The 12,136-nt window shown below is 56.6% G+C and carries 14 protein-coding genes; 3 read left to right on the top strand and 11 right to left on the bottom strand.

Annotated features, from left to right (window positions below; genetic code table 11):
- Positions 1-215 precede the first annotated feature (215 nt).
- From DWB85_RS18775 to DWB85_RS18800, 6 genes are all read right to left on the bottom strand, one after another.
- On the bottom strand, positions 216-1,766 hold the full coding sequence (locus DWB85_RS18775; RefSeq protein ID WP_117957580.1) for an acetolactate synthase large subunit: 1,551 nt from the start codon (positions 1,764-1,766) through the stop codon (positions 216-218).
- 42 nt (positions 1,767-1,808) lie between these two features.
- Positions 1,809-2,984 (bottom strand): phytanoyl-CoA dioxygenase family protein, encoded by a 1,176-nt coding sequence (locus DWB85_RS18780; RefSeq protein ID WP_205422814.1) that lies wholly within the window; start codon positions 2,982-2,984, stop codon positions 1,809-1,811.
- A gap of 84 nt (positions 2,985-3,068) precedes the next feature.
- On the bottom strand, positions 3,069-3,191 hold the full coding sequence (locus tag DWB85_RS18785; protein WP_275400965.1) for a hypothetical protein: 123 nt from the start codon (positions 3,189-3,191) through the stop codon (positions 3,069-3,071).
- Positions 3,192-3,229: 38 nt separating this feature from the next.
- Positions 3,230-4,356 (bottom strand): IS3 family transposase gene (locus DWB85_RS18790; RefSeq protein WP_420820281.1). Its coding sequence is split into 2 segments (ribosomal slippage): positions 3,230-4,107 and positions 4,107-4,356, totalling 1,128 coding nucleotides; the frame shifts between segments, so codons are not numbered across the junction.
- A complete protein-coding gene (locus tag DWB85_RS18795; RefSeq protein ID WP_205422815.1) occupies positions 4,328-5,467 on the bottom strand; it encodes a type I restriction-modification system subunit M in 1,140 nt (379 codons plus the stop codon). The genes DWB85_RS18790 and DWB85_RS18795 overlap by 29 nt, the downstream gene beginning before the upstream one ends.
- Before the next feature lie 14 nt (positions 5,468-5,481).
- Positions 5,482-6,357, bottom strand: a complete 876-nt coding sequence (locus tag DWB85_RS18800; protein WP_101517447.1) for a WYL domain-containing protein — start codon at positions 6,355-6,357, stop codon at positions 5,482-5,484.
- A 176-nt stretch (positions 6,358-6,533) separates the two neighbouring features.
- On the opposite strand from DWB85_RS18800, the gene DWB85_RS19600 reads away from it, so the two are divergent.
- The 3 genes from DWB85_RS19600 to DWB85_RS18810 are packed head-to-tail and all read left to right on the top strand — an operon-like array spanning position 6,534 to position 7,202.
- Positions 6,534-6,707 (top strand): hypothetical protein, encoded by a 174-nt coding sequence (locus DWB85_RS19600; protein WP_162846205.1) that lies wholly within the window; start codon positions 6,534-6,536, stop codon positions 6,705-6,707.
- Positions 6,708-6,718: 11 nt separating this feature from the next.
- On the top strand, positions 6,719-6,967 hold the full coding sequence (locus DWB85_RS18805) for a hypothetical protein (protein ID WP_101517448.1): 249 nt from the start codon (positions 6,719-6,721) through the stop codon (positions 6,965-6,967).
- A 25-nt stretch (positions 6,968-6,992) separates the two neighbouring features.
- Complete coding sequence (locus DWB85_RS18810; RefSeq protein ID WP_101517449.1) at positions 6,993-7,202, top strand: hypothetical protein; 210 nt, start codon at positions 6,993-6,995, stop codon at positions 7,200-7,202.
- Between the two features lie 7 nt (positions 7,203-7,209).
- On the opposite strand, the gene DWB85_RS18815 is transcribed toward DWB85_RS18810, so the two are convergent.
- Genes DWB85_RS18815 through DWB85_RS18835 form a run of 5 tightly spaced genes read right to left on the bottom strand, consistent with a single transcriptional unit; the run spans position 7,210 to position 11,893 of the window.
- Positions 7,210-8,775, bottom strand: coding sequence for a conjugal transfer protein TraG N-terminal domain-containing protein (locus tag DWB85_RS18815; RefSeq protein WP_101517450.1), 1,566 nt, complete (start codon positions 8,773-8,775; stop codon positions 7,210-7,212).
- A complete protein-coding gene (locus DWB85_RS18820; protein ID WP_239017394.1) occupies positions 8,775-9,149 on the bottom strand; it encodes a hypothetical protein in 375 nt (124 codons plus the stop codon). The genes DWB85_RS18815 and DWB85_RS18820 overlap by 1 nt, the downstream gene beginning before the upstream one ends.
- The gene (locus tag DWB85_RS18825) at positions 9,139-10,479 is read right to left on the bottom strand and encodes an integrating conjugative element protein (protein ID WP_239017395.1); all 1,341 of its coding nucleotides are present in this window, start codon (positions 10,477-10,479) and stop codon (positions 9,139-9,141) included. Before DWB85_RS18825 ends, DWB85_RS18820 begins: the two co-directional genes overlap by 11 nt.
- Positions 10,476-11,498, bottom strand: a complete 1,023-nt coding sequence (locus tag DWB85_RS18830) for a TIGR03756 family integrating conjugative element protein (RefSeq protein WP_101517451.1) — start codon at positions 11,496-11,498, stop codon at positions 10,476-10,478. The genes DWB85_RS18825 and DWB85_RS18830 overlap by 4 nt, the downstream gene beginning before the upstream one ends.
- Positions 11,495-11,893 carry a TIGR03757 family integrating conjugative element protein gene (locus DWB85_RS18835; protein ID WP_239017396.1) on the bottom strand — a complete coding sequence of 133 codons (399 nt, stop codon included), beginning with the start codon at positions 11,891-11,893 and terminating at the stop codon, positions 11,495-11,497. The genes DWB85_RS18830 and DWB85_RS18835 overlap by 4 nt, the downstream gene beginning before the upstream one ends.
- Positions 11,894-12,136: the final 243 nt, after the last annotated feature.

Below are 12,136 nucleotides of genomic sequence, written 5' to 3' on the forward strand. Positions count from 1 at the left end.
CCCGAATCCCCAATTTGGCGAAGCTGCCACAAATCCGACTCGCCGTTGACCAAACTTGGGCCTTGGAACGACGAGAAAGTTAAGTGCATCAAAATCATGCCTTTTTCAGCAGCCTGCTAAGTCACTGCTACCCGTTACGGCCTCAACCGCATGATCGTAGCTCTTCAGCGGAATATCGTTCCACTCAAACAGAGTTACCGTGACGTCTGTGATTTTCACTGTAGGTCGACCTCGATAAGATGTGGACCCTGCGTATTCATGCAGCGCTCGAATTGCTCTCTGAATTCCCTCGTCGTGCACGCGCGAGTCGCTGGCACACCCATGCCCTCGGATAATTTCACCCAATCAAGGTCAGGGTTGGTTAACTCAAGCTGCGAGCGTGCGGTTGGGCCAGGCGAGCCGACACCCACGCGATTAAACTCAATCTCCAGAATAGCGTACGACCTGTTGGAGAAAATGACCGTAGTGACGTCGAGCGCCTCTCTTGCCTGTGTCCATAGCGACTGCAGCGTATACATGGCCCCACCATCGCCATGCAGGCAGATCACTTTGCGATCAGGACAAGCAACGGCGGCACCGGTAGCAACTGGCAGACCCTGACCAATGCTACCCCCCGTTACCGACAACCAGTCATGCGGCGCAGCGGTTGCAGTTGCCTGCGCTGGAGCAATACCGGAAGTATTGGCTTCGTCGGAAACAATTGCCCCTTCAGGCAGAAAATGCGCAATGATTTGGCCCGCGGAAACCTGATCAAGCTTATTCGTATCTGAGGGTAACTGCGTCTTGCGATCGGTCAGAACGGTGGGCGCACTGGCTGCACCCACCGCGTCAGCCAGGCGATCCAGAGCGTCAGCAGTATCTTCATGCCCATGTGACGCATAGACAATTTCAGAATTTTCCGGGGTCAGCCAACTCGCCTTACCCGGGTAGGCAAAGAATGAAACCGGGGGCTTTGCGCCCGCAAATACGATAGCCTCAACGCCCTCGAGCTCAGCTTCAATCTGCTCTGAAAAGTACGGCAATGGCTGTACTGGAACACGATTTGCACCTCGCTCACGCCGCCCGTTTGAGGTGGGGCACATCAAGCGTGCACCGGTGGCCTCTGCGACGCGCCCGGCATTTGCCAGTCCCTCGCCATAGAGGGCGCTACCGCCAATCATGAGAACGGCTTTTTTACCCGATTGGAGCAGCTGCGCTGCAGCATCGATAGCCCGATGATCAGCTTGGGGAAGCGTAGGACGTTGGATAGGCTGTGCCGGTCCCAGAGCCTCCTGCCACGCCGTATCAGCCGGAAGGATGAGCGACGCGATCTGCCCCAGCCCCTGCATTGAGGCCGCCACAGCGCGAGCGCCATCGGTTGCAACGGTCTTGGCGCTAGTACTCGTGTGAATCCAACCCGACACAGGCGCAGCGAACCCCTTGATATCTGAGGTGAGGGGAGCGTCGTATTGACCGTGATAGGTCGCATGATCGCCAATGATATTGACAATGGGCGTTGAGGCCCGCCGTGCGTTATGCAAGTTGGCAAGGCCGTTTGCCAGGCCCGGCCCAAGATGCAGAAGGGTTGCCGCGGGCGCCCCCTTCATCCGTCCATAGCCATCGGCAGCACCGGTGACGACGCCCTCGAAAAGGCAAAGAATGACGCGCATACCTTCTATCTTGTCGGTTGCGGCCACGAAGTGCATTTCCGATGTTCCTGGATTCGAGAAACAGGTCGTGACCCCGGAGTCCACCAGCGTGGCCACAAGACTTTCAGCACCATTCATACTTAATTTCCTTGATCAGGACAGTAGTGTCGCGGATATGGCTTAAATACTCAGATCGAGTAGGTTGTAGTCACGAAGCCCGGCCCTGGCCTGTTCGTTCCACACAAAGATTTCCCCGCTGTCCAGAAAAGGCTTGTACGCGTAGGGCTCCTCCTCAGGATATTGCTTCCGGCGCGCATCAATCGCAAAACCAATCACTTGTGAGCGCTGCCTGATAACATCCTTGTCATACACCGCTGCCGGACTGTGAATTCCGGCACCCATCACATCGAGAACGGAAGAACGGCGGTGAAAACCGAAATTGATAGTTAGCCGTGGTTCGAAGCCCGAATTTGCAAACGAGCCGTGCACAAGCTGCCGGTTGCACATCACGACGTCTCCCGGTTCACAGACAAGGGGTACGGCGTCCTTGAGCCGTTCGCTGCCGGACTCGGCAACCATAGCGGTGATGTCTAACTTACCCAGTTTGTGGGTTCCTGGAACAACCCAGACTCCGTTTACCGGGGTGCTCCCGTAAACTTGCGCCATAAAGTTGAAACCGTGAATATCTTCGTTAAAATCAGGATTATCCCAGTGCGTGTCACCGTCCTGGTGCCAGGAAACGGCCGCACCCATACCCGCATCTTTGATGAATAACACCTCATTAAACGGAGCAAAGTCCTCGCCATTCACTTCGGCGGCGACTCGCAGCAGCTGTGGGTGACCATAAACTCGAAGCGCAGCGTCAGAGAATTGCAGTGATCCCATCAGAATAAACGGAGCGTCCTCCGGCGCATCTGCAGCCGCCTTCAACTCCTTCAGTTTTACCTGATGACGACCATTGGCCATTGTGGTGCCACCCAGCGGGTCACTCAGTGGCTTGCTCCACATCAATCCCGGACCCTTGCAATCTACTCCAAGTGCCGGGCGCCCTTGCGAGTCAACTTCGGCTCCCGGATGTGTCGGAAAGCGCGAGCGCAGGTCGGCGAGATCTTCGAGAATGTCGGACATCTCCCGCTCACCGATAACACCCTCGAACACGTAAAACCCATATTCAGAATAAGCGCGGCGGATATCCGGATGCAGACTGCCGTCTTCAAGGAATCTGATAGGTCCTCGGTTAGGCAGCGCGTAAGCGCGACACTGCCCTTCAAACATGTAGGCTTTAACCGCCTCGGCTTCGTCGCCGTAATGTGCTGCACAGGCTTCTATGGACTTACTGTAGTCACGCTGAATCATAGTAGTTACTCCTTTAGCGTTGTTGGAGTGGCGACCGCTATGGAGCCATAAGAGCGGGCTTTTTCAACCATGGCGAATGTGCACTTAAACTCTCATCGCAGCCTCTGAAATCGGGTCACCGGCGATTCGTGAATGCAGCATTACCCGCGGCTCGGAATAATCCCAGGCACAAGCCCTATGCAGGAGACATCGATTATCCCAAACCACAACATCACCCTGTGGTTTTACCCCGACCCGGCGGATAATCAGTTAAGAGTAGTTTGACTCAATTGCTCTAGTTTCCGGCGCTTCCTTGGATTGTAAGTGATCTCGATATATTCGAACACATCGGCCCTGGCCTCAGATCTGGTGGCATATCGACGTCGATTAACCCGCTCCCTCTTCAACAGTCCAAAGAAGCTCTCAGCGGCGGCGTTGTCGTAGCAGCTGCCAACAGCACTCATGCTGCAAGTGATGTTGTGGCCCGCCAGGAACTGCTGGTACTCGTGGCTGGTAAATTGAGACCCGCGATCTGAATGTAATACCACATGGGATTTCGACTTCTGCTGCCACAAGGCCATTAGTACGGCCTGAATAACCAACTGGCGATCCATCCGGTGGCTCATGGACCAGCCCACAACTTGGCCACAGAATAAATCAACGACAATTGTTAGGTAGAGCCAGCCTTCACCGGTACGGATGTAGGTGATGTCCGTGACCCACTTGGCGCCAGGTTCTTCCGCAGTAAAATCCCGTTCCAGGTGATTCTTGATGCTCTCTGGCCGCTGTGTAGATTTACGCCTACGCCACTTCCGAGTCGAAGGGATGCCTTGAATCTCATTCTCCTTCATAAGCCGGGCTACGCGGTTCAGGCTGCAAGTCTCGCCGTCATACCGCAGGTCCTCCCAGATTCGAGGGCTGCCGTGGACGCCATCGCTATCGTCATGGAGGGCGACAACCTTCTTTAACAGACGTTGGTTGTCCAGGGCACGCTTGCTGGGTGGCCGGTGCCGCCAATCGTAGTAGCCGCTGGTAGATACTTTGAGCAGACGACACATCATGCTGACTGGATAAGTTTCGCGGCAACGCTCGATCATCTGGAATCTCACTTGGATTCCTTTGCGAAGAACGTTGCCGCTTCGCGCAAAAAATCGCGCTCCTTCTTCACTTGCCGAAGTTCACGCTGGAGCCTGGCTACTTCCTCATCCCTGGGGTTTCCGTGGCCGGGAAAGGCCGACTTTCCTGGCTCCGATGCCTGTTTTACCCAGCGGCGGAGCATGTTGTCATTGATACCGAGATTTCGTGCGATCTCTGATACTGGTGTGTCGGATTGCTGCACAAGGCGCACAGCTTCTTGTTTGTACTCAGGTGAGTACCGTCTTCTGTGTGACATGGGATACCTCTCTTAAGTGGTGATTATCCACTCTTTTCTGGGTATCCGTCATGCCGGGGTAAAACCACAGCACGCCATGGGGAAGCACCACGGCCATGCGGCCGGTCTTGCGGGCCATGGACTTGATCATGTGCTGGACCCAGGCGAAGTCGCCGGACTTGGCTGGCGGCAGTCCGGCAAAGTTGCGGCCGTAGGGGTCGTTGATCCAGACGTCATCTCCCCACTTTTCCAGGGAGAACGGAGGATTGGCGATGACGCAGTCAAAGGTGGCGAGGCTGTCGCCTGAATAAAAGGCGGGCAAGCGCAGGGTGTCGCCACGTTCGATATGGAAATCTTCCGCGCCGTGGAGAAAGAGGTTCATCCGGGCGATGGAGGATGTGGTCAGGTTTTTTTCCTGGCCGTAGAGCTTGCCCAGCATGAGGTTCTCGTCGCCGCCATGCTCTTTGACATGATGCAGCGCTTCGAGAAGCATGCCGCCGGTCCCGCAGGCCGGGTCATAGATGGTTTCCCCGGCCTTGGGCGCAAGGATGCGAACCATCAGCGCGACCACGGAGCGAGGGGTATAGAATTCACCGGCCTTCTTGTTGGTCAGGTCGGCAAATTTCTTGATCAGGTATTCATAGGCCTGGCCGAGAATGTCCGCCTTGCAGTGCTCGTTGCCCAGGTTGAGCGACGAGAAGTGTTCGATCAGGTCCTTGAGCAGCGCGTCCGAAAGGCGGTCTTTATTGGTCCACTGGGCGTCGCCGAAGATGCCGTGCAGGGTGTCCGGGTTGGCCTGCTCGATACAGCGCATCGCCTTCTGGAGCGCATGGCCGATATTGGCGCTCTTGGCCCGGACATCTTTCCAGTGGCAGCCCTCCGGAACCTGGAACCGATGGTTCTCGGGAAACTGGGCAAATTCCACGTCGCCGTCTGACTCTTCCAGTGCCACGGCATACTCCTCGTCATAAACGTCGGAGAGCCGCTTGAAGAACAGCAGCGGGAATATGTAGGTCTTGAAGTCGGCCGCGTCGACAGGACCACGCAGGATATTGGCCGCCTCCCAGAGGTAGGAAGTAACGGCAGCAATTCCAAGAACCTCGGGTTGAACATTCGCATTTCTAGATGCCACTCGTTTCACTCCGCTTATTCTGTTTGTTCGTAGCCCGGAGCTAGAACCAGATTCTTTACGCCGTATAGAGCCTGTGGATTAGAAAGCCAGAGGTGATACTCTCCCCCTTCAAGCTTGTGATCTTTAGTGCAGTCCACATTCCACCGTCTCAGAACGTAGCCGGCTACGGCGGCACGAATTTTTACTGTTAGCCCGCCATCCCGCATCGCGTAATCCATCTCAATGGTTTCAGGATGGGGAAGGTTGGGATGCGGCACCAAATTCATCTCAACAATTCTGTTCCACTGTATGTCCGCATCACTCATTTCATGGTCTTTGGGCTCGTCCTCGACGATGACAGGGTCTGTGATTCGCGTAACCACAAAATCAATGAAGTCCTGGCGATTGCGATCGAAGGCTCGCACATGCCAGCGCAGACCGTTGTCCACCAATACAAAAGGAGCGATTTCGCGCTCACTTAAACCCGACTGGATGGAGCGGTACTGAATCTTCACCACCCTTTTGTGGTAAATCGCCCTTGTGAGCACGGCTAGCACAGGCAAAAACGGCCGATTTAGTTCGGCGGGTGTCTCGCACCGAACCATCGGCTTGTGGCTGCCAATGAAGTCTTCACCGAACCCCTGGGAAAGCGCCGCCAGTACTTGTGATGGCGAATACTCAAACAACGGCTCAAAGGCGGCTGACTTAACGTAGGATTTCAGCCTGGTGTCGTAGTCCAGATTAGCCGGCGCCAGCTCTCTATAGAGCGTGATGTCACGCGTGGCTGCGGCCTCGCCGATCCCGAATCGGGTAACCAGATCGCTACGGCCAATTTCACCTAAAAAGTAAGTGCGGAAGTCGATATGCGACAGACGCTCTTTTTGTGCCTGGCTAATGTCTGACAGCTCCACCTCAACCCATCCCCCTAATTAAGGTAGGGAGCATTTTGCACTAATTTGACGTTATATGATAATACTTTGTATTCTGGTGATTATTTGTATCTGTTGACATAATCATTTTGATCTGTATATTCTGCGATCATGGTCGGAGACTGGCTTCGACCGGCTTATTCCAGGAGTAGCTAATCATGGCAACTAACCCTCCCAAGGGAGACGGTCACCGCAATGGCGCGGTTCGCGGCCGTTCACAAACCAAGACCCCGTCTGGCCACTACGTCAAGCGGGATACCGCAACCGGTCGCTTTATGGACGTGAAAACCTCCAGCAAGGGCCCGTTCAAAGGTGTGAGAAAGGAAAAGTAGAGGGATGATCGATGATTGATATTTCATTCGAGATCAACGGTCGAAAGGTATCGCCCAGAAATATGGGCAATGCTCTGGAGTCCGCCGTTTTGAAGTCGGTGCAGGAGTCGATCACAAAGTCCGTTGGCTCAGCACGATGCCCTGAACATGGACAAAGACCCAAGGTCAAAGTGAAGGGCCGGAATCTCGACTCGTTAAGCTTCGAAGTCTCTGGGTGCTGTGACCAGCTCATCGAGACGGTGAAAAAGAAGCTCAAATAGCGTAACCCGCAGTTGGAGTCTGCCAATGAAAAGCTCCACCCGCATTTTCGCCGCTCTCAAGGGCTGCATCGCCTTGCTGCTGACCGCGGTCGGTGTTCTATTCAGTACTGATGACGACGAAAGTGATGATCGCCCCCTTGGCGAGGGCTCAGACCGATTCGGTGAGCACAATTTCCGTACAGGCCGTATGGATTCCGGAACCGACCCAGACGGTTGGTATGAGGAGGATTTGTAGCGACTCCTTATTTCTTCATCCCTTTTGAGATTGCCATTTTGCCGAGGCTGCCACCCTGTCGTCCCGCATCGTCAGCTGGCCTCGCAAGTGGCGACGTGGCTGCTGTTATGGATCGCCCTACATTCACCCCCGCCCACGCCATCATCCCACTCCATAACAACGGTAATCCCAGATAGAGACTGGTGGTAATCATATTCAGCAACATGCGCTTGGCATCGTGTTCCCCCGGGTTGGCGAAGAGCTGAAGGAAGACATTAACGTCGGGATACATGGACAAAATCAGGTTCTGATCCACCCACATCGCCAGGTACCAGAGTACCGTCCAGAATTTGATTGTGAAAATCGCCATGCCAGCGACCACCATCATGGCAATTGAGTAGCGGGACAGCACGACCACCAGTGGCAGCAGTGCATAGATACCCAGCAGCATGATGGCCTGGACCATGGGCAGTGACTGCAGAACGGCGGTCATGGTGACGGAAAATAAAGCGGATGCCGTGATCACACCACCGGCGGCGAGGCCCCCTTTGACGATATTGCCGGCGGTATTGAACAAGCCTGAACCGGAGGCATTGTTAGCGATCAACTCGTTGCTCGACCAGGAAGGCGGTGCGTTGGTAAGCACGGTTTTGGCGACGGCATCGTTTTGCTGCTCACCGGCCAGTGCTGGCGCGATGGCGACCACCAGACCTGAGAAGCCAGCAGAAGTCGCATCTGCTTCATTGATCAGCTTCTCTCTTAGGCCGATCGCTGCATCTTCCCACCACTGTTTGCAGAAGGGCTTGCCCCAGGCCGGCGGCGCTGTCGGATCGTACTCCGTATCCCTGGCCGCATTGTAGACCCAGCCGGTGATTTGGTTGGCTGGGCGCAAGGAGTCGTAATAGCCCGCGGTATCCCGGTAGACGTGTGAGCCCATCCAGTCCGGGTCATCGGGGCCATAGGTGGCGAGGATGCCACTGATCGCCGGGGTATCCGGCCGCTCTGCCTGATACTTGGAGCGAGCCGGTATGTAACACTGACTGAAGAAATCGCTGACCTCCTGCCGCAGGCCAGGATCCGCAATGGTGGCCAGATGGGCCTGCTGCTCGAAGGTGCGCATATCCGCCACCGTTGGCAAGCCTTCTACGATCGCGTGGTTCAAACCCGAACTCAGCGCGATGACACCGTACCACCATACCGGGACGTTGACCGTTGCGGCGGAGCCGGTAAACCCGGTCGTGCCGTAGGTACTCTGTGGCGCAGCCACGGTTGCGGCGGCCGGGGCCGGATCCAACAGGGTCGGTGGTGGTGAATACGACAGGGTTGCGGCGTTGAGGGGAGTGAGCGCAGCGGGTTGCCCTGCAAGCACGACCACCAACAGTGCGATGAACAGCTCGATCTCCATACGCCGCAGTGAAAGACCGCTGGCATGACCCACTTCCCCACCTTGGGCGGGTTCGCGCCAGTTATCGATCAGGATGCCCAAAAACGGGAGATAGACGATCCCGGTACTGACCAGCACATCCCACAGAATGCCGTAGAAGGCCCAGCCGAAGAGCGAGGTAAAAAGCTCCAGGTAGCTGTCGACACTCATCAGACGATCGGCCCTGCGGTGATACCGAGAAACTTCACAACCAAGCCCTGACCCAACACCAGTTCGAGAATGACCAGCCAGGTGACGGCGCGCCAGCGATACCGGTGAAGCTGATCTGCCAGTGCGGATTGGATTTTTCCGGTTTTCGCGAGGTGTTCAATGCCGACATTCCAACCGAACGCCACCACCGCGATCACTGTCCACCGGCATAGCATGAGTGTTAGACGCCAGGAGTCGATACCCTGCTGTATGGACGGTACAGAGTTGGTCTGCAACCGATGCATCAGCCAATAGCCCACCAGTGCCGTCAGCAGAACAGCCACCAACGTAGCGAACAGGAAGCCCTTGCGTTTTGCCCCACTGTTATTGAACACGGCCACCTCGCAACGGGTTCGGATCGAGGGTCGGCACTTCGGGCACGGTGAGCGAGCTTTGCCTTCTGGCCGCCGCGCGTTCGAGTAAGGTGGCAACGGTGTCGGAGACCACCTCTTTGCGCACACGGGTCTCAAACAGCAGGTTCTCGATCTCTTTGTCGAGCTCGGCAATAGACGTGTCTGCATGCTCGCGTGCGACTTCCGTGGCGTAGACCTCAGGAACCTGTCGGCCCGACAATAACAATCGCCGTGCGAACAGCGCCTTCTCGACGGTGCGCGCGGTGCTGATTTCAGAGACCAATCGACCCATGATCAGGCTCTGCTCCGAGGGCGGCATCTCACGGATCGCTTCGATCACCTGACGGGTGATGGCCACGCCGGGCGCGGTGATCTGATCGAGGTTAGCCAGCGTCGGCGGTGTCGCGCCACTGACCAGATTCTGAATTTCTGTGGTGACGGTGGCGGACTCCTGGTAGAGCTTGGGTAACAACCCGGTGCCGGGAATGCTGTCTTTGCGGCAGGTGTCGCAGGTGGTGACGATGTTCTCGCCCACCACATCGACTGTCCAATCGCGGGCCTCCGCCGGAGAGCCCCAGATTTCAGACAGGCGCGTGGCCGATGCGGCGGGCACTGGCGTGGTATCGGTGACGGCCCGATTCATATTGATGTTGTAACCGGCCTCGACGATGTCGCCGGTAAACTCCAGCACCGGCTGGCCGGTGCCACCCGCCTGCCCACCGATCCAGGGCACACCGTTATCGCCATTGGAAGTTTCCACCGTATCTTTGGCGGTGACGGCATCATTGCCGCCAATCCCCATCTGCACCTTCCAGTCGTTGCCTTTGGATAGCGTGATCAGATCGGCATAGGGGTTCTTGCCCTGGGCGATCTCGGCCTCCATCTGCTCGCAGGACTTGGTCGCCAGCTGCATGGTTTCTTCGGCCTTAATCAGGGCATTCTGGAAAAGATCGTACAGGCCAGGGTTGGCGCGCTGCAGGATCAATGCCGGTAACGCCGCAATGGCACTGGTGGCCGCTGCGGTCATCGCATTCATCATATTATCGACACCGGCACCAATATCATTCAGGGTGTTGGTTACCGCGGCCACCGGATCGAACTTGCCGCAGCTATACCCAAGTCCCAGTTGAGCAGAGCCGCCCAGGGTGACGGAGACGACTGACGGATTAGCGGGTACAGAGACCGGCTCTGCTCCGCCGATTTCGTAGTACCACAAGCTGTCTTCGGTGGGCCCCTGGGCTGCGTTAACGACGTGACACACACTCAGGGCGCCAATCAACAACACGGTGCGAACAGACACTTTCATGCTCATGGTGGGTAATTGATCCAGTCGACGTTGAACAGAAAGATGCCGCGATCGCGGCAACAGCTGTAGGGGCGCCACAGATTCCAGGCATAGTCACCCTGGGCATCGACTCGACCACCGCCCCAGCCGGTGAAACTGGCCAGGTCATTGGTGCCAAATACCTTGCAGGTCGATTCCGCGCTGGGCATCAGCATCTGCCACTCGCCCGTGTCGGGATCGTCTTCAACCAGTGGCCCGGGTGGCCACACGCGCTGCCGCGAACTGGAACCACCGGTTATCGGCACGTAGATATGGGGTTGCCCCCGGCGGGTCACGATGTCGCCGGCGCGCTGGGCATTGATGGCCGCCGCCTTGGGTTCCTCCGCCTGCGTCGTCCAGCCGGTGCGAGGGTACACACCGCCCCAGGTCTGCAGTGGCCAGGTGCCGATCTCCCGCAAACCGGGTATCAGGCTCGCCGGGTAGAGCATCTCCGGGATTTCCATCCGCCAGGAGAGTGCGTCCAGTCCCGACAGGAAATACGGAAAGAAGGGAGTAGTTTGTGAGTTACAGAGGTAGCCGGTGCTGGCGACGATGCTCGACAGGGAGCTGACCGGATGCCCGATGACATCCGTTTCCCGGAATACCAGGTTGCGATGATCCTTGTTGCCCTGCCCGCCTTCGGTTCTATTCCCGGCGCTGTCAATCGGCACCGCCAGCAAGCTGCCGAGGAGCCCATTGGCGACTGTTCGTTGTGCCACACCCAGCGTACTGCGAATCTCGACCCAGGGATTACCGCCGAGTTCGTTGTAGGCACTCACCACCGCATCGGGTTGGTAATGCCCTACTTTGATCGAGGTGCGCACGCTGCACCCGGACAGGGAGCAACGCAACCAGAAGCACATCCCCACGGGCATCCAGCGCATACAGCTGAGTGCCGCACGGGTGGTCTGCGCAACAATTTCCGGTGTGGTAATGGTGCCGGTGTGACCAACCAGAGGCACTAACAGCAGCAGGACCAGCCAACCACGGTGCAGGGCGGCTTTCATTGTGTCGCGCTCTCTGCTTGCCACCGCTGATAAAGCTGGGTGGCAGCGGGAATGTCGGTAAGGCCATACACAACGGCCTGGCCATCAAAAACAATGGCCGGGTAACGATCGATACCGTACTGCATTGCCTGCACCAGGCCCTTGGCGGCGTTTTCCAGTTCTCTGCTGAGCTGAGTGTTCATCCGTTGGAATCGTTGCAGGGCCAGAGATTTGGCGGACTCTGGATCTGCTGGCAGGTCAATGGAGAGCTCTTCCTGAAGTTTGTAAATCCTATCGATCAGATAGACGGTCTTATGGTCATTCCCAGACACAATCTGGAGACTCGAATCGATGAACACCTCGATCGTCGGGCCCTGCCCAATGGCCTGCTCGATTGCAATCTCGCTGGCTTGCACAGACGAACAGAGTGTTCCTGTTAGCAGCAACGAGATTATGTATTGAGCCTTTGCGACATTCACTGACGATCGTCCAACCCGGGATGGCTTTGTGAAAGTCACCATCCTGAGTGATTACGGATTAGCAGGTTGCTGAAAAACTCCCTCAAATGAGGGAAAATAGCGTAATCGCAGGTTGGAGGCCAAACAATGCGCGGTGATTACCAGGAAGGCGGTGACTTGTTCAGTTATGTGTCGCTGGAG

Origin of the sequence: Seongchinamella sediminis, from assembly GCF_003457605.1 — a bacterium.
GTDB lineage: Bacteria > Pseudomonadota > Gammaproteobacteria > Pseudomonadales > Halieaceae > Halioglobus > Halioglobus sediminis.

Excerpts from the sequence above, each read along its gene's own strand:
- DWB85_RS18775 (WP_117957580.1), bottom strand. The coding sequence starts at position 1,766 with ATGAATGGTGCTGAAAGTCTTGTGGCCACGCTGGTGGACTCCGGGGTC.
- DWB85_RS18780 (WP_205422814.1), bottom strand. The coding sequence starts at position 2,984 with ATGATTCAGCGTGACTACAGTAAGTCCATAGAAGCCTGTGCAGCACAT.
- DWB85_RS19600 (WP_162846205.1), top strand. The coding sequence starts at position 6,534 with ATGGCAACTAACCCTCCCAAGGGAGACGGTCACCGCAATGGCGCGGTT.
- DWB85_RS18805 (WP_101517448.1), top strand. The coding sequence starts at position 6,719 with ATGATTGATATTTCATTCGAGATCAACGGTCGAAAGGTATCGCCCAGA.
- DWB85_RS18810 (WP_101517449.1), top strand. The coding sequence starts at position 6,993 with ATGAAAAGCTCCACCCGCATTTTCGCCGCTCTCAAGGGCTGCATCGCC.
- DWB85_RS18815 (WP_101517450.1), bottom strand. The coding sequence starts at position 8,775 with ATGAGTGTCGACAGCTACCTGGAGCTTTTTACCTCGCTCTTCGGCTGG.
- DWB85_RS18825 (WP_239017395.1), bottom strand. The coding sequence starts at position 10,479 with ATGAGCATGAAAGTGTCTGTTCGCACCGTGTTGTTGATTGGCGCCCTG.
- DWB85_RS18830 (WP_101517451.1), bottom strand. The coding sequence starts at position 11,498 with ATGAAAGCCGCCCTGCACCGTGGTTGGCTGGTCCTGCTGCTGTTAGTG.